This window comes from Chlamydia gallinacea 08-1274/3, from assembly GCF_000471025.2.
Lineage (GTDB): Bacteria > Chlamydiota > Chlamydiia > Chlamydiales > Chlamydiaceae > Chlamydia > Chlamydia gallinacea.
This window is the reverse complement of record NZ_CP015840.1, coordinates 115,940-132,743: the sequence shown is the minus strand read 5'-3', so window position 1 is coordinate 132,743 and position 16,804 is coordinate 115,940. Positions and strand designations below refer to the sequence as shown.

The following is a 16,804-nucleotide window of genomic DNA, read 5'->3' as shown; positions in this document are numbered from 1 at the left end:
ACTAGAAATTAAGACAGATAACAAAAATTATAGGGGATATGGATATATGCGACAAGAGAAGGATAGCTTGGGAACAGTTCAGGTTCCCGAGGGCAAATTGTATGGAGCTCAAACAGTACGCTCTCAAACGTATTTTTCCTGGTCTCCTGAGGTGATGCCTCGTGAAGTGATTCAAGCTCTAGTTTTGATTAAAAAGTGTGCTGCTAAAGCTAATGGGGATTTAGGTGTTTTGGAACCTAAGTATTGCGACATGATTGTTTCTGCTGCTGCTGAAATTTTGCAGGGAAATTTTGAAGAGCATTTTCCTCTAAAAGTTTGGCAAACAGGTAGTGGGACACAATCTAATATGAATGTTAATGAGGTAATTGCCAATTTAGCTATTCAAAGGCATGGAGGAATTTTAGGAAGTAAAACTCCGATTCATCCTAATGATCATGTGAATAAGTCACAATCTTCTAACGATGTATTCCCAACAGCTATGCATATCGCTGCTGTGGTGAATATAAAAAAAAAATTGATTCCCGCCATGGAGCATTTACAAAAGGTTTTGGATGCGAAGAGGGAGGAGTTTCGTGATTGTGTGAAGATTGGGAGAACACATTTAATGGATGCTGTTCCTATGACTTTGGGGCAGGAATTTTCGGGATACAGTAATCAAATACGCCAATGTCTAGAACGCATGGCATTTTCTCTGACTCATCTGTATGAGCTTGCTTTAGGAGGAACTGCTGTTGGTACAGGATTGAATGTTCCTCAAGGATTTGTAGATAGAGTGATTTACTATTTACGTAAGGAAACAGGTGAGCCTTTTGTACGTGCATCGAACTATTTTTCTGCGTTATCCAATCATGATACTTTAGTACATACCCATGGTGTTTTAACTACTCTAGCTTGTGCATTAACAAAAATTGCTACAGATTTGAGTTTATTAGGTTCTGGCCCTCGTTGTGGCTTAGGAGAGCTCTTTTTTCCTCAGAATGAACCGGGTTCTTCTATCATGCCTGGGAAAATTAATCCTACCCAATGTGAAGCATTACAAATGGTTTGTGCTCAGGTTTTGGGTAATAATCAAACAGTAATTATTGCTGGAAGTAGGGGAAATTTTGAATTAAATGTGATGAAACCTGTCATTATCTATAACTTCTTACAATCTGTAGATATTCTTGCGGGGAGTATGCATGCTTTTGCAGATTATTTTGTTTCTGGATTACGTGTGAATAAACAGCGTCTAAAAGAATTTTTGGATAACTCGCTCATGCTAATTACAGCTTTAACTCCTGTTTTAGGATACGACAAGTGCTCAAAAATTGCCTTGCATGCTTTTCATAAAAATTTGAGTTTAAAAGAAGCATGTGTGGAAATGAGTGCTTTATCAGGGGAAGAATTTGATCGTCTTGTTATTCCTGAATCTATGGTAGGTAATCATTAGTTAGATGCTTTATTTTCTAAGTTGATTAAAGCTTGGGCGAATAGAAGTGAGCTTTTGGTATTGGAGAAAATATGATCTGTACCAATGAGTTCATCCAGATGGTACCGTTTAAGATCATTAAGAGGTGTTTTTTTCACTCCTGCAAGAAGTAATAATGTCCCTTGACGATCACATTCTAAGAAAAATTCTTCCAAGGCATGCATGGCTGAAGCATCGATAGTGGGAACACGACTCATACATAGGATGAAGATTTTCGGAGGTGTTTCGATTTCATTTAATAAATTTTTTAATCGATCAGCAATTCCAAAGAAAAAGGGACCATTAATTTCATATATTTCTGTATGAGCAGGAATTTCTGATTTTGTGAATACATCATCATCTTTTGAGGAAGTGTCATCATCGAAATATTTTGCTGTAGATATGACGTCCGAAAGATCGCTCATTTGTTTCATGAATAAGAATGCTGCGAGCATCATTCCTACCTGTACGGCAGAAGTAATAGTTGTCATTACTGTGAGAATAAATACTGTCAGTAAAACAATCACATCTTTTTTAGGCGCTGTAAATAAATGAATGAAGTGGTGAATTTCACTCATATTCCAGGCAATAAGGATAAGAACAGCGGCTAAGCAGGTTAGAGGGATTTTTACTGTTAAGGGAGCAAGTACAAGAAGAATTATGCAGATAAATACTGAGTGAATGAGACCAGCAATAGGTGTTGTTGCTCCTGACTTAATACTTGCTGCCGTTCTTGATAGTGAGCCAGTTACTGGCATACCTGCAAATAGTGATGTACCGATATTTGCAATCCCTTGAGCAACAAGCTGACAGTTAGATTGATGGCGCCATCCCGTCATACCATCTGCCACTACTGCTGCGAGTAAGGTTTCTATACCGGAAAGAACGGCAATTGTGAGGGCTTCTGGCATAATTTGCAGAATTTTTGTCAGACTTAGGTGCGGGAGTGAAGGCAAAGGAATTTTCTGTGGAAGGGCTCCATAACGGCTTCCAATAGTAGGTATGTCGATTTTAAGAAGCCAGACTAGAGTAGATGCTACGATAATAGCAATCATAACTCCTGGGTAGCGTGGTTTGTAGTTTCGGAAGTAGATCATGATGAGTAAAGTAAATAATCCCACAGCAAAAGCTTTACTGTCCCATGTCCATAAATGGTCCCAATAAGCTACCCATTTTGCAATGAAATCCGAAGGAATGCTATCTCCCATTTGTAACCCGAGAAAATCACGGATTTGAGAGGAAAAAATGATAACAGCTAATCCTGTAGTGAGTCCAGTAACTACGGGATACGGCATATATTTAATGAAGGTCCCTAACCCTGCAAGCCCAAAGGAAACAAGGAAAATCCCCCCCATTAGGGTAATTACGAAGAGTCCTTCTGCTCCATATTTAATTGAGATACAATAGAGTATTGAGATGAAAGCACTCGTAGGCCCAGAGATTAATACACGGCTCCCCCCCAATGCTGAGGCAATGAAACCTCCAATAATGGATGCTAATAGTCCTTGAACTGGGGAGACTCCCACACCGATGGCAATAGCAATGGCAAAAGGAAAGGCTAAGATCCCTACGGTAATTCCTGCAAGGACATCCTTTTTAAATGTATTGAAGGTATAGCCTTCCTTGATGCAGGTATAAAGTTTGGGAACAAGATGCTTAAATGATAAGGCGACTTTCACAAGGCTCCTAAAGTGAATCCAAGATTCAAGAGTTTCATTATGTTCTTTTCGATAGTATCTTTGTCAAATGGTTCGTTACTTCTGTCTATAAAAGTTTAAGGGGAGGACATGAGATACAGAAGATCTATTTAAGAATAATTTTAAAAGTAAATTTTTGATTTGGCAACAGAAAGAAGTTTTTTAACCTATAGAACTTTTCTTACTTTACCTAACTTATGAATAAGAGTAGATTAATTCATGGAATTATTTCGAGGTCAGTTATGTTGAAGTTTCAATTGTGTGCTCTGTTTTTATTTGGGTATGCTGCAATTGTTTTTGAGCACATTGTTCGGATAAATAAATCCGCCATAGCTTTAGTTATGGGAGGATTAATGTGGTTGGTGTGTTTTTCTTACATACCTAATGCGGATCATTTGATCTTAGCCGAAGAAATTGCCGACATGGCTCAGGTTACTTTTTTCTTATTAGCTGCCATGGCTATAGTTGAACTTATAGATGCTCATAAAGGATTTTCTATAATTATGCAATGTTGTGACATCCAGTCACAAAGCTTACTTCTTTGGGTATTAATCGGTTTTTCTTTCTTCTTATCTGCTGCATTGGATAACTTGACCTCGATTATTATTATCATCTCTATTTTAAAGCGTTTAGTGAAAACACGAGAAGAGCGACTGCTATTAGGAGCAATTTGTGTAATTAGTGTCAATGCTGGAGGAGCATGGACTCCTTTAGGAGATGTCACAACAACAATGTTATGGATTAATAATAAAATTACTTCTTGGGGAATTATTAGTTCTTTATTTGTTCCTAGTTTGGTGTGTGTAGTGATTTCCGGGATTTGTGCGCAATTTATCCTTAAGAAATGCTCTAAAGGAGCACTGACTTCGAAATCTGTTGCTTGTAAGAATGTTGATGCCGAGCAATCTCCCAAAAGAAGTGGGTGGATTGTTTTTATTGGCTTAGGATCTTTATTAATGGTTCCTGTGTGGAAAGCTTGTTTAGGTGTTCCTCCATTTATGGGGGCGTTATTGGGATTGGGTTTAGTATGGCTAGTAAGCGACTGGATACATTCGCCTCATGGAGAGGATCGTCATCATTTACGTATTCCACATATCTTGACTAGGATAGATGTTGCTTCAATTACTTTCTTTATAGGTATTTTGCTTGCTGTAAATGCGCTAACTTTTGCTAACGTTCTTTCTGATTTTTCTTTAGCAATGGATAAGCTATTTTCTAGACATGTCGTTGCTGTGATTATAGGTCTTATTTCCAGTGTTCTGGATAATGTTCCCCTTGTTGCTGCAACTATGGGAATGTATCAAGCGCCTGTAAACGATACTTTGTGGAAATTGATTGCTTATGCTGCAGGAACAGGAGGAAGTATTCTTATTATTGGTTCTGCTGCAGGTGTTGCTTTCATGGGTATGGAGAAGGTGAGTTTCTTATGGTACTTTAAGAAGGTATCCTGGATTGCTTTGGTAAGTTATTTTGGTGGATTATTGGCGTATTTCTTACTTGATGGAGTCATGATATCTCTGTTGTAGGCACATCTTTTTCGAATTCAAAAAAAAATTTAAAAACTTTGTTTTAATTAAACGTTCATCAGTTTTATCATGTTGCCTCCTTAATTGAATTTCTATGTCTAATAGAAAGAGGTCGATATGAAATTGAAAAAAGTAGCCGCGTTACTATGTACTTTATTTATTGGGATACAGAGTTCCCCAGGATTTTCTAAGACATTAGTACATCAACATGCATCAGCCGATTTAGATTTTTTGGCGCACTTACTTAATACGAAATATGCTCCCAAGCCCTGGAAAGAAACTCTTTTCGGCTGGGATCTTCAAGATGCTACGAATTCTGCTCGTTTAAAATTAATTTTAGAAGAAAATCCATCAACAGCATATTGTCAGCGTGTTTTGGCAGATTATGTTAGTGCTTTGAATGATTATCACGCGGGAATTACTTTTTTCGCGACTTCTCGGTCTTATCTACCTTATACAGTAAAACTTAGTAGTACAGGAAGATGTTATGTTGTTGAATCCTTTACTTATACTTCGGATATTTCTGTTCATGATGAAATTTTAGAAATGGATGGCGTTCCTGTAAGTCAAGTTATTGAAGGATTACGCCAAGGTCGTGGAAGTGCTGCTGATTATGCGGCTGCAGCACGCGCATTATTTTCTCGTTCTGCGGCGATGGGACATACTGTTCCTTTAGGTGGGGTAACTTTGAAGGTACGTCGTCCTAGTGGTTTAGTACGTACCGTGCGAGTAAAATGGCGTCATACTCCTGAACATATTACGGATTTATCTTTGGTTTCTCCTTTAATTAAGGATACCAAGTTAGATATGCGTAAGGCAAAATCTTCATCTTTAGTTAGAGATAGTCAGAAATGTTTATTTACTAATGAGATGGTTCCTTATTTTTGGAAAGAGCTTCGCGAGGAGTATAAGCGTCGTTCTGCAGGAAATTACGATATCGGAAGCAAAAAAGGTTTCTTACCAGAATATCCTGTAATTACTTGGAGATGTAAGGAAGGCCCTTACCATGCCTATGTTTTCACCTGCCAGGATAGCCTAGGGAAGAGTTACAATATAGGATTTCTTAGAATTTCTACATATTCTTGGACTGACTTGTCAGATCTTAATGAAGACACTCGTGATTGCCCTTGGTTAGACTTAGAGGAAATCATTAGGGAATTAGAGACAAGAACGGACGGCTTGATTATTGATCAAACTAATAATCCTGGGGGGAGTGTCTTCTATCTTTACAGTATCCTTTCCATGTTAACGAATAAACCTTTAGAAACTCCTCGTCATAGAATGATTTTAACACAAGATGAAGTACATGCTGCTTTGCATTGGTTGGATCTTCTTGAGGGTGTGGATACAGATAGGGAGGCAGTAGCTGCTTTAGGAGAGACTATGGAAGGGTATCCCATAGATATCATGGCAGCAGGATATATTCAATCTTTCTCAGAACAAGTGTTGAATTGTTGGAATTCAGGAAATATTAATCTTACTACTCCTATACCTTTGTTAGGGTTTTCTCATGTTCAGCCGCATCCTAGAGTACAATATACTCACCCCATTTGTACGATTATTAATGAAGAAGATTTTTCTTGTGGAGATTTATTCCCCTCGATTTTGAAAGATAATGGACGTGCTATCATTGTAGGTAATACTACAGCTGGTGCCGGAGGGTTTGTATTTTCTGTTGAATTTCCTAACAGAACGGGAATTAAAAATTGTTCTTTAACCGGATCTTTAGCTGTAAGAAAAGATGGTATGCTTATAGAGAACTTAGGAGTATCTCCTGATATATATTTGGAGATTACCGATGAGGATCTACAATCAGGAAAATTCGGAAATTATATGCAGAAATTACAAGATATTATGATCAAGCTTATAAGTGAAACTCAAAAAAAATCTACAGAAGAACAACATTAATAAGAGCTTAGATATACCAAGTTCTGGTATTCTGCATACCCTTAGAAAAGATTCTTTTCTAAGGGTAATTTTTTGGAGAGGTTTTAGTGCGTCAATTAATACTTTGCAGCCCTCGTGGGTTTTGTGCTGGTGTGGTTCGTGCTATTCAAGTGGTAGAAAAAGCTTTAGAAACTTGGGGAGCTCCGATTTATGTAAAGCATGAGATTGTCCACAATAAGCATGTAGTTGATAGCTTGAAACAGCGGGGAGCAATTTTTGTTGAGGATTTAAGAGGGATCCCCAAAGGTTCTAGAGTAATTTACTCTGCTCATGGGGTATCTCCCGAAGTACGTGAAGAGGCAAAGGCCTGTCATCTAATTGATATTGACGCTACTTGTATTTTAGTCACTAAGATTCATTCGGCTGTTAAGTTATATGCATCTCGAGGGTACCATATCATTTTGGTAGGTAAAAAGAAACATGTGGAGGTTATTGGAATCTGTGGGGAAGTTCCTAGACAAGTGACTGTAGTTGAAAATGTTGCCGATGTATCTAGGCTAAAATTTGGTCCTAAGGACCCTCTATTTTTTGTTACGCAAACTACACTGAGCTTGGATGATGTCAGTGAGATTACCCAAGCATTGCAATCACGATACCCTCAAATAGTTACTTTACCTAGTTCTTCCGTATGTTACGCTACGCAAAATCGACAAGAGGCGTTACGAGCTGTATTGCCTAGAGTGCGTTTTGTTTATGTTGTTGGAGATGCCCAAAGTTCGAATTCTAACCGTTTACGAGAAATTGCTTCTAAGCGAGGTATTCCTTCTAGGTTGATTAATAGTCCTGATCATATTTCTGATGAAATTTTAAATTATTCGGGTGATATTGCAATCACAGCAGGAGCATCCACTCCTGAGTATGTTGTGCAGTTGTGTGTATCTAAGTTAAAAGAACTTATCCCTGACTTGCAGGTGCAAGAAGACGTATTTGTGGTAGAAGATGTTGTGTTTCAACTTCCAAAAGAAATTTATAAATAGAAAGTCTTTGGTCAACCTTATTTCTGTACTAAAAGTAGGGATTTTTCGATTTCTTTTTTTTATTCAAGAAAGCATTTATCTACTGAGTTCATTATATGTACGCTATCCTAGATTATTATTGTACGATCTCACCAAATGTATGTATTCTTTATTAAACAATCCTTATACGCATTTACGCCGCTCAGGACAATCATCATTATTATATGAAGGTAATGTTTATGGAGAGACTCCTTGGTCTGTTTTAAATAAAATTAGCACGGAGTTTGGCATTACTTCAAAAGATGTTGTTTATGATTTAGGTTGTGGATTAGGAAAGGCATGCTTTTGGTTTTCTCATGTTGTTGGTTGTCAAGTGATCGGAGTGGATAATCAATCAGCTTTTATTTGCTTTGCTTCTCGCTTTCATAAATGGTTATCTTCACAGCCTACATTATTTTTTCAAGAAAGTTTTGATGAAATACAGTTGGAACAAGCTTCTTGTGTCTATTTTTATGGATCTTCTTATTCTTTGAAGGTTTTGAAAAGAGTATTAAAAGCTTGTGAAAGTTTATCGTCTGGAAATATGGTGATTAGTATTTCCTTTCCTTTAAGTTCTCTTCCTCAGGGGAATGAATTCTTTTTTACAGAAAAGAGCTGCGATGTACGCTTTCCCTGGGGGAAAACAACAGCATATAAAAACATACGTAAATAACTGTAGGTAAGTACCTATTGGTATAGGCTGCGAATAGCATCATGCTCTGTTTGTAGTATTTGTAATAGGAAGTTATCCATATTTTTCCAATGATCTTTTACTTCTTCAATTGATCGTGTGATTTCGTCATGCTCTATTCTAAAGATCTCTTTGTAATTTTCTGCAAATGTACGTGATGCTGTTTCTTTTAGTTCATAAATTTTGGAGGAGGCCTCAGTGAGCTGAGACAGTGAGGAACAGATTTTCCCAGCACTTTTAAAGAAGGTTTTTGATGAAGCGTTTTTAAATAGACCCATGTTTTTCTGAAGAAATTCTAAAATACGATCACCAGAAACTTCACCTACTAAGGGGGACGCAGCGCTTATGATGCCTAAGGTGGCAGTTGCTACCCCTAGCCACTGAGTAAGTTTTGCTTGATTTTCATAACTTTCTACTAACTCTTTTGCTTTTTCTATTAGGTGCTTCCTTGCTTCTAAGCGGGCAAGAGAATCTTGTTCGCGGCTATTTAACATGAGCTTCATAATTTCAGCGCAAATACGCAGAATATCTAAATGGGATACTCGCATACGCATTAAAGAACTTAATTGGGATTCAGAAAGAGCAAAATCAATAATTGCATCTGGAAGCATAGGAGAATACGTATATTGAATCGAACAACCAGAGGAAGTCAGTTCGCCAATACGCATATCTTCCTTTTGTTTATGTTGTTTGTGCTCTTGGTGCTCTTGGTTTCCATGTTCTCCCCTTCCTTCTTTTTCTTTATCTTGCGGTTTTATGTCAGAACGCAATATTGGAGTTTCTTTTTGTAGGTCGCTAAATAGCGCCATAGGACTGAGAGGAGATAATAAGGATTTTTGTTGTGTTGTTAGTGATTTAGTAGGCTCCTTGGGAAGAGATGGCGTATGCTCTCGAGAACTTTGTGTTTTTATAGTTGTTTTGTTGTAAGTAGGCACAGCAAGTGACGTCTGACAGAAAGTCAGTGATGAGTTTATCGGACTTGAAGAATGATTTTCTTGTGATTTAGGGAGATGCAAGGTAAGGGTTACTATTTTTTCTGGACTTGCTGTTTTTGGGGCTAAGCATGAAGAGAATGTAGGGGTGGAGGCATGCTGTTCTTTTATTGTTGTTTGCGTAGTTGATGATGGTTGTGATTGTTTAGCTGGGTGATTATCCTGTGAAGAAAATACATTTGAAGATTCATGAGTTTTTAATGTAGGTAATGATTGAGATTTCACCATCATTCCTGTTTTTGCTGTGAGGACTTCTGTGGGGTTAGGTAAGGCCTTACCCATAAATTGTAGAAATGTTGACCCGTTTTGATTTAATAAGCTCAGACAGCTCTCGGATAGGGAGCGTACAATCGCAAGTTGTTGATCACTTGCAGCGCTAATTTCTGTTGTTATTGAAGAAACTTCTTCTTGTTGTGCAGACTCTAGAGTTGCATTCGTCAGGTCGGCTTCTTCTGGATTTACCCGAGTAGTTGAGGAACAACAAACTGACATGATTTTCCTTAGAAGTTTATCTGAAAGATTCTAGAAATATTCTATCCATTTCTCTGCATAACTGTAGCACGCGAGAGAGATTTTCGAAAGAATCATGAAGATTTTCTAGTAATTCTTGATTGCTCTCCATATAACTATCACGTTCAATATTGAGAATTTCAATGGTAAGTTCTAATTGAGAAAGACGGGCTTTTACTTTAAATAAGCGCGCGCGAATCCATAACATGGCTCCACGTATTGTTCCTAAAGCGCCTTCTAGTGCAGGACTAATACCTCGCATAGCTCCTTCAATAATTGGTGAGAAGCCTAGGCGTTCGATTCTTAATGCTGCTAGTGACAGGATCGTAGCAATGATGTATAGAGAGATTTTTACTGTATGTAAAATCGAATGTTTAAGTTTTTTATTTTGTCCTGGTAAGAACCTTTCTAATCGTTCCCAACCGTTGAGTTGGTCTACGAGTGTGATAGCTAGAATGATTAATCCGCTGATCAGGGCTAGACTAGAAAATACACCCCCTCCTGATGTTACAGCGACTATACCGATGCATACACTGATCCATGGAGAGATCCACTCGACAATTTGTAGTAGAGTTCCCCAACGAGCTTCTTGTTTTTCTCGTTCTATAGACTGTTTGATGTGTTTAATGCGTTCTTCATGAGTGGCGTTAAGTTCTTTCTGTGTATATTCTATAGAATCCTTATAGGAAGCATAGGCAGCAAAATCAGATAAGATACCTTGTTTTGTTAATAAGTAACTTAGGGTAAATACACCAATACTAGGAGGAGTAATAATAGGAACAATAGCAGAAGCTCGTTCTTTTTTTCTTTTTTGGATTTTTTTAAAGAAACATTCTTGATGTTGTTGTTTTCTCGAATGTTCATCCTGCGATAATCCTTTACTATATTTTTCTTGGAAGAATTTTAAAGAGAGTTTCTCTTCTTTTTGTTTTTGTAGTTCATTATTTTCTTTCAGTTGAGCATACCGCTTAGATTGTATTTTTTCTTTAGTATACTCTTCTTGGGGCTTTCCTTTATTAAGGGTGATTTCTTTAGGAATCAATTTTTTGGAATGATTTACTTGTTTTTCTGTAGGACGTGTGGGAGTAGGTAGAGAATCTTTAGATTGAGAACTCTGGGCTTCATGTTGCTCCTTAAGATTAGGCATTATTAACTCTTGCAATAAGACGAGTCGGGATTCTTGAGAAGAATTATTTTGAGAAAATAGATGCCATGGAGAGGAAGCTGAAGCATTGCTCTTTTTTGGTAATTGGGAATTTATAGAACTACCAAAGTTCAAAATTTTTTCTCTAGTCGTCGCTGGGAAAAGTTGTTTGTTTATTTTCATCAAAGAGGAGTGATATGTATTTGCTATCTTCCTTATAGGAATAAGAAATTGTGCTGGAGGTAGCATCGTAGTGTCTTTAGCTAGAGTAATAGAATACTTTATCCCAGATGTATTTGCGCAAGGTTCAGGACAAGAGGGAGCAGAAGGCATTTGATTTAATAGGATTTCCGTAGATTGTGCTAACCAAGATGACATAACTTTAGGATTAGGTAAGATTTTTTATATGTAGAATTTCTGCTTTGAGATCTTGGTACGCATGATGATGTTTCACGCGTTGCCAAGCAAGTTCTAAAGCTTTATCTGCTTCTTGAGGTTTGTCCATCAGAGTATAGCAAATGTAGGCATAATAATGAGGATAAGGATCTTTTTCTCTGAGAATCGCAGTGACTCCATACGCATGTAAAGCTTCAGAATACAACGTACGCATATGCAAAGAAGCCCCTAAAGAAAACCAAAATTTAGAAACAAAAGGGTTAAAAAAAACAAGCCAACGAAAAATAGTACTACTTTCTTCATATTGTTGATTTAAATAAGCAGTATAGCCTTCCTTATACACGCGTTCTAAATCCTCTGCGGATATCTTAAACACTTTTTGATAAGTATCTAAGGGAATGTCTTTATTCGGAATGTATCCCGAAAGATAACTTTCTAGATCATCGGGAAAGGGATAGTCTTCCTTATGAGAAGAGGCAATTTTTTCTAATAAATAATTTAAATAAGATGTCATGGTCGTAAATTATAAATAAAAGTATCCATGAGTTCTTTAAGTAGCTTCAAGACATTAGAACGTGCTTGATGGCATTGAGAAACTTCCTGCAAGTGTCTTTGCATATCCGTACGCTCCAGTTGTGTAATTTTTTCCATGTTTTCTTTACGCATTTGAATATTTTCTTTAAGAAGTTTCTTTTCTTCTTCAGACCAACAATACGTAGCAGTGTCTATGGTTACCCCGAGTTGTTTTACTTGATCTACAAGAGCTTTCATTTCCGCATCTTTTTCCCAGTTGATATCTCCTTTTTCTGTGTTAATTTTTGAAAGTAATAGGGTGAGTTTGTCTACATTATCTGTACGTTCTTTAACACGAAGATATAACTCATGAGCTTCTGCTTCTGCTTGACCTAAGATACGCGCCATTAGTTGCATGAAACTAATAAATACATTTTCGATTTTTGGGGTCTGTAGGGGTTGGAACTCTGAAGAAGATGATTTAGTAGTAAAAAGAGCCATTGGAGATGGAGCTTTTTTCTGGCAAATTTTTCCTTTTTCCTTTTGCGAGTCCCGTGATGTTTGGCGCATATCTGCAGCATAGCGCAAGTGACTAATGGAGAGATTTAGAGAACTTTCTTCAATGGTAATCTTTGACTGAGAGTTCTTTTTATTCTGGTGCTCCTCTTGCTCATTATCTTCTTGTTGTTCTTGATGTTGCTTGTGTTTATTCTCTTTATGTTCTTGGTTTTGTTGAGATTCCTGGGATTTTGTTGTGCAAATAGCTTCGTATTTCTTTTCTGCAAGCGCTGAGGACATAGTAGAGGTTTTTATAGACCCCTGCTGATCACTTTCTTTTTGTGTGCGTGGTAGCTGAGGAGAAGGAAGCTTAAGGAGAGTGGAGGCCTGGCGTAAGGGGAAAGAAGCTAAGGTAGGAGAAGTAGATGCCGAGGTTTTAGATGATGTTATAGGAGAGGTCAAATCTTTTCGTGAGGCAGACTTTGGTGTTTCCTTGGGGGATGGGGCAACCTGTTTTTTCCCGGTCATTGATGTGGGTGTAGAAGAAGCATGCCTTGGATGAATATTAACTTTTGGTTGCGAAACCTCATTGGTTTGCGTCTCCACAGTTTCCATAGTTTCTAGGGTGTGTAATAGTTCTGCAAGTTGGATTTCAATTTCAACAAGTTCAGGAGACAAGAATACTAGGCTATGTGAGCAAGGTTCCTGGAAAGGTAGGGGGAGTGTTTCTCCAAAGATCTGAGCAAAGGCTATCTGATTTAAAGAGTTTAAGGATGAGGAATTTAGGTTTTCCGATGGGAGTAAGGAGAGAGTTACATCTCCCGCTACCGTTTTCAATACATTACTACTAGCAGTAGAAGGTCCTCCCAAAGAAGATGCGTCTTCTTTTAATGTCACATTCGTAGAAGGAACGGCAGAGGGCAAGGGGGTATTCATACTAAAATTACGTTGGAGCAAAAACTTTATAGAGACTAAACAGGAGGAAAATTATAAAAAACCTTATTTTCCTGCAAGTTTGATTATCAGAGGTTTAGATAGCCTACAGGAGAGAGGTTTCTATTCTGGGTTTTTTATTTACAAAAACAAATATTGTGACCACAATTATGGAAGCAAGTTGTTCATTTTGAAATCGTTTGCGCCCAGGTGGTGAAATTGGTAGACACGCTGGATTTAGGATCCAGTGCTTTGCGGCATGTAGGTTCAAGTCCTATCCTGGGCATTTCACTGTTATCCTTCTCTGGAAAATCATAAAATTCCTCATTCATAGTAAAATAAAGACTGGAATTTTTGGATTTTTTTGGGTGGATTTTATGAACAAAATCCTGAAGGTATTGGTTGTTTGTTGTCTAGGTTCTTGCTTCTCCCCGGTTTTCGGAGGAAATCCTCAAGTTTTAGAGTTTAATTCTTCTGCTCGAGTGATTCCAGTTACGGGATTACAGTTTCACGAGCGGGGTGATGTCCCTCCCTATAGTTTTTATTATCCCTATGACTACGGATATTATTATCCAGACACCTTTGGGTCTAGCGCGACAGCAAATGGCAAGGAAGAATGTTATTCTCGTTTAGAGAACGGCGTATTTTTTTATTATTGTGATTAAGGATTATTACGCGGGTGGTAGGTCAGAAAATTTTGCATTAAAGAGTCAGCAGCCACATGGGTATAGACTTCTGTAGAAGCAATACAAGCATGACCAAGCATTTCTTGAATAACGCGGAGATCAGCTTTATTATTTAGTAGATGGGTAGCAAAAGCGTGCCTTAAGGAGTGAGGGGATACACGTTTGTGGGTAACCTGTTTAGCGTAGTAATGGATTCTTCTCCATACACAGGAGCGTTCAAGTTTTTTTCCTCTTATAGAAAGAAAGAGGTGGGGTTCTTCTGGAGAATGTTTTTGAAAATATTCACGAAAGGAACATAGATAAGTATCTATAGCTTGGTTAGCTAATCTTCCTAGGGGAATGAGGCGTGTTTTTTCTCCTTTGCCTGTTACGCGAATATATTTGTCGCTAACATCGCTAATACATAATCCACAGAGTTCAGAAACACGGATACCTGTTGAGTACAGAGTATAAAGAATTGCACTATCACGAGAAGCAATAGCTGGCGTGATTTGCAAGGAGATTGGAACTTGGAGAAGGGCATCGACTTCCTTAAGGGAAAGCACTGAAGGTAGCCGTTTCCAAACTTTAGGATGTTCAATTCTAGGAGTGTGGGAAAGGAGACGCGCTTCCTTGAGGAAACGGAAAAATACTTTTAGAGCAATGAGACGACGTGCTAGGGTAGATTCTGCTTCCTTGCGTTGATGTAATGTTTCTACAAAAAAACAAACACTATCTTGTGAAATTTCTTCGGGTGATGTAATGGCGGTAATTTTTAGAAATAGCTGAATGTCTCGATGATAAGAGGAGATAGAATTTGGACTTAGGCCGCGGTCAACAGATAAAAAAAGGATAAATTGTTCTACAATGGTATTACTAAATTTTGTGATATTCATTTAGGGTCAACTTCCTCTTGTATAATTTGCAGTATATGTAATTATGTAGTTTTTAAGCGATGAGGTAAATCATGGATAGGAAGAGCTTTTTAGATTGCTCCTCAACACAGATATTGCAAGATTTAGCTATAAATCCTGTGGATCTCACTGCTCCAGGTGTGGTTTCTCGTGAGCGTATAGAGAATTTCTCCCTATCTATAGAGGGATTTACCCTAAGTTATGCTACAGAACGTGTAAATGAAGGGATTTTATCAGCATTGTCTGATTTAGCTAGTGAGCGTGGTCTGCATGAGACGATGCAAGCGATGCAAAATGGCGAAGTTGTGAATTATATTGATCATTTTCCTAGTGAGTCGCGTCCTGCTTTGCATACAGCAACGCGTGCTTGGGTAAGGGATTTGCCTTTGCAGGGAGAGGCTGCAGATATTGCATTAAGGTCAAAAATCGAAGTTCAGCGTTTGGAGAAATTTTTAATCAAGACACGCTCTTCTTTTACGACTTTGGTACAGATTGGTATAGGGGGTTCTGAATTAGGACCTAAGGCTATGTATACAGCATTGCTTGGGTGTTATCCTTCGGATAAACGTGTGTATTTTGTATCCAATATTGATCCTGATAATGTAGCAGAAGTTTTACAGCAGATAGATTGTTCTAAAACTTTAGTGGTTACGGTATCTAAATCAGGGACTACCTTAGAAACTGCTGTGAATGAGGAACTGATTTCTGAGTATTTTGAGAAACAGGGATTAAAGTTTCGAGATCATTGTATTGCTGTAACTTGTGAAGGCAGTCCAATGGATACCACAGAGAAATACTTAGAAGTTTTTCACATGTGGGATAGCATTGGAGGAAGATACTCTTCTACTTCTATGGTTGGGGGAGTGGTTTTAGGCTTTGCCTTTGGCATTGATGTTTTTATCCAATTCCTGCATGGCGCTGCCGCTATGGATGCACTAGCTTTGGAACCACGTATGTATAAAAATCTTCCTATGCTGTCCGCCATGCTGGGAATTTGGAATCGTAATTTTCTACGTTATCCTACGGCAGTAGTGGTTCCTTATGCTACAGGGTTAGTTCATTTCCCTGAGCATTTGCAACAATGTGCTATGGAGTCCAATGGAAAAAGTGTTTCTCAAACAGGGGAGAAAATTGGCTTTCCTACAAGTCCGATTCTTTGGGGCGAGGTAGGGACCAATAGCCAACATTCCTTTTTCCAATATCTCCATCAAGGTAGTGATATTGCTCCTATAGAGTTTATTGGTTTTCGTAAGAATCAACGAGGATGGGATCGTGTTCTTGAGGGGAGCAGTTCTTCTCAGAAACTTTTTGCTAATATGATAGCTCAGGCGCTTGCTTTAGCTAAGGGGAAACCCCATACGAATCCAAATAAGACATTCCCTGGTAACCGTCCCTCATCTCTTCTAGTTGCTGATAGACTAGAACCTTATACTTTGGGGGCTCTTTTAGCTTTTTACGAACATAAAATCGTATTTCAGGGTTTTTGTTGGGGGATTAACTCTTTTGATCAGGAAGGAGTTGTTCTGGGTAAAGAACTTGCTCAACAAATTTTGCAGATTATGCAAGGGAAATCCCCAGAAGAGGCTTTTTCTGAAGCAGAGGCCATGCTCAAGCTTTTTAACCTAGATTTGAATGGTTAAGGTTTAAAGTGTAGCTTATCCTTGATACGTTAGTATCTTGATGATTGTTGTCAAGCGTTCCTTATTTTTTAAATCAAGATGAAAAGCTATGTTTTTGTATTCGTATATGTTCTGGATGTTTTTTGGGATGCCTAGGCTATATTGATAAGGGTGAAGAGGGCTGCTAGTAATGGAATTTAGGGCTATGAATTATCGGGGTGTTGTAAACTACTCTTAATTTTTTCTTTTTTATACGTTTAATTACTTTCCTACTTGTGTTTTTATTGTTCATCTTTCAATGTAGCTCTTCTTAGGGA

Annotated in this window: 13 protein-coding genes and 1 tRNA gene; 8 read left to right on the top strand and 6 right to left on the bottom strand. The window is 38.0% G+C overall.

What is annotated here, in order from left to right:
- The first annotated feature begins 46 nt into the window (after positions 1-46).
- A complete protein-coding gene (gene fumC, locus M787_RS00590) occupies positions 47-1,429 on the top strand; it encodes a class II fumarate hydratase (protein WP_021828530.1) in 1,383 nt (460 codons plus the stop codon).
- Here fumC and M787_RS00585 read toward each other — a convergent pair.
- Positions 1,426-3,144 (bottom strand): SLC26/SulP family anion transporter, encoded by a 1,719-nt coding sequence (locus tag M787_RS00585; protein ID WP_179945615.1) that lies wholly within the window; start codon positions 3,142-3,144, stop codon positions 1,426-1,428. The genes fumC and M787_RS00585 overlap by 4 nt on opposite strands.
- A gap of 242 nt (positions 3,145-3,386) precedes the next feature.
- Here M787_RS00585 and M787_RS00580 point away from each other — a divergent pair, with 242 nt between their 5' ends.
- The 4 genes from M787_RS00580 (at position 3,387) to M787_RS00565 (ending at position 8,285) form a co-directional block, all read left to right on the top strand.
- A complete protein-coding gene (locus tag M787_RS00580) occupies positions 3,387-4,670 on the top strand; it encodes an NhaD family Na+:H+ antiporter (RefSeq protein ID WP_021828528.1) in 1,284 nt (427 codons plus the stop codon).
- A gap of 117 nt (positions 4,671-4,787) precedes the next feature.
- Complete coding sequence (locus tag M787_RS00575) at positions 4,788-6,578, top strand: protease-like activity factor CPAF (protein ID WP_021828527.1); 1,791 nt, start codon at positions 4,788-4,790, stop codon at positions 6,576-6,578.
- A gap of 86 nt (positions 6,579-6,664) precedes the next feature.
- The gene (gene ispH, locus M787_RS00570; RefSeq protein ID WP_021828526.1) at positions 6,665-7,594 is read left to right on the top strand and encodes a 4-hydroxy-3-methylbut-2-enyl diphosphate reductase; all 930 of its coding nucleotides are present in this window, start codon (positions 6,665-6,667) and stop codon (positions 7,592-7,594) included.
- 139 nt (positions 7,595-7,733) lie between these two features.
- Entirely contained in the window at positions 7,734-8,285 is a 552-nt protein-coding gene (locus M787_RS00565; RefSeq protein ID WP_274519006.1) for a class I SAM-dependent methyltransferase, read from the top strand.
- A gap of 14 nt (positions 8,286-8,299) precedes the next feature.
- Here the strand turns inward: M787_RS00565 and M787_RS00560 are convergent, their stop codons facing one another.
- The 4 genes from M787_RS00560 to M787_RS00545 are packed head-to-tail and all read right to left on the bottom strand — an operon-like array spanning position 8,300 to position 13,292.
- Complete coding sequence (locus tag M787_RS00560; RefSeq protein WP_021828524.1) at positions 8,300-9,787, bottom strand: hypothetical protein; 1,488 nt, start codon at positions 9,785-9,787, stop codon at positions 8,300-8,302.
- A gap of 16 nt (positions 9,788-9,803) precedes the next feature.
- Positions 9,804-11,327, bottom strand: a complete 1,524-nt coding sequence (locus M787_RS00555) for a hypothetical protein (RefSeq protein ID WP_021828523.1) — start codon at positions 11,325-11,327, stop codon at positions 9,804-9,806.
- Positions 11,328-11,337: 10 nt separating this feature from the next.
- Positions 11,338-11,859, bottom strand: coding sequence for a SycD/LcrH family type III secretion system chaperone (locus M787_RS00550; RefSeq protein WP_021828522.1), 522 nt, complete (start codon positions 11,857-11,859; stop codon positions 11,338-11,340).
- Entirely contained in the window at positions 11,856-13,292 is a 1,437-nt protein-coding gene (locus tag M787_RS00545) for a hypothetical protein (protein WP_021828521.1), read from the bottom strand. The genes M787_RS00550 and M787_RS00545 overlap by 4 nt, the downstream gene beginning before the upstream one ends.
- A 201-nt stretch (positions 13,293-13,493) precedes the next feature.
- Here M787_RS00545 and M787_RS00540 point away from each other — a divergent pair.
- Together M787_RS00540 and M787_RS00535 are read left to right on the top strand one after the other, a co-directional pair.
- Positions 13,494-13,575, top strand: a tRNA-Leu gene (locus tag M787_RS00540).
- Positions 13,576-13,666: 91 nt separating this feature from the next.
- Positions 13,667-13,954 carry a hypothetical protein gene (locus tag M787_RS00535; RefSeq protein WP_021828520.1) on the top strand — a complete coding sequence of 96 codons (288 nt, stop codon included), beginning with the start codon at positions 13,667-13,669 and terminating at the stop codon, positions 13,952-13,954.
- On the opposite strand, the gene M787_RS00530 is transcribed toward M787_RS00535, so the two are convergent.
- The gene (locus M787_RS00530; RefSeq protein ID WP_021828519.1) at positions 13,951-14,850 is read right to left on the bottom strand and encodes a site-specific tyrosine recombinase XerD; all 900 of its coding nucleotides are present in this window, start codon (positions 14,848-14,850) and stop codon (positions 13,951-13,953) included. The two genes, M787_RS00535 and M787_RS00530, sit on opposite strands and share 4 nt — an antisense overlap.
- A 71-nt stretch (positions 14,851-14,921) precedes the next feature.
- Here M787_RS00530 and M787_RS00525 point away from each other — a divergent pair, with 71 nt between their 5' ends.
- Entirely contained in the window at positions 14,922-16,508 is a 1,587-nt protein-coding gene (locus M787_RS00525) for a glucose-6-phosphate isomerase (protein ID WP_021828518.1), read from the top strand.
- The last annotated feature ends 296 nt before the right edge of the window (positions 16,509-16,804 follow it).

Coding starts and splice junctions, on each gene's coding strand:
- fumC (WP_021828530.1), top strand. CDS start 47: ATGCGACAAGAGAAGGATAGCTTGGGAACAGTTCAGGTTCCCGAGGGC.
- M787_RS00580 (WP_021828528.1), top strand. CDS start 3,387: ATGTTGAAGTTTCAATTGTGTGCTCTGTTTTTATTTGGGTATGCTGCA.
- M787_RS00575 (WP_021828527.1), top strand. CDS start 4,788: ATGAAATTGAAAAAAGTAGCCGCGTTACTATGTACTTTATTTATTGGG.
- M787_RS00565 (WP_274519006.1), top strand. CDS start 7,734: ATGTATTCTTTATTAAACAATCCTTATACGCATTTACGCCGCTCAGGA.
- M787_RS00560 (WP_021828524.1), bottom strand. CDS start 9,787: ATGTCAGTTTGTTGTTCCTCAACTACTCGGGTAAATCCAGAAGAAGCC.
- M787_RS00555 (WP_021828523.1), bottom strand. CDS start 11,327: ATGTCATCTTGGTTAGCACAATCTACGGAAATCCTATTAAATCAAATG.
- M787_RS00550 (WP_021828522.1), bottom strand. CDS start 11,859: ATGACATCTTATTTAAATTATTTATTAGAAAAAATTGCCTCTTCTCAT.
- M787_RS00545 (WP_021828521.1), bottom strand. CDS start 13,292: ATGAATACCCCCTTGCCCTCTGCCGTTCCTTCTACGAATGTGACATTA.
- M787_RS00535 (WP_021828520.1), top strand. CDS start 13,667: ATGAACAAAATCCTGAAGGTATTGGTTGTTTGTTGTCTAGGTTCTTGC.
- M787_RS00530 (WP_021828519.1), bottom strand. CDS start 14,850: ATGAATATCACAAAATTTAGTAATACCATTGTAGAACAATTTATCCTT.
- M787_RS00525 (WP_021828518.1), top strand. CDS start 14,922: ATGGATAGGAAGAGCTTTTTAGATTGCTCCTCAACACAGATATTGCAA.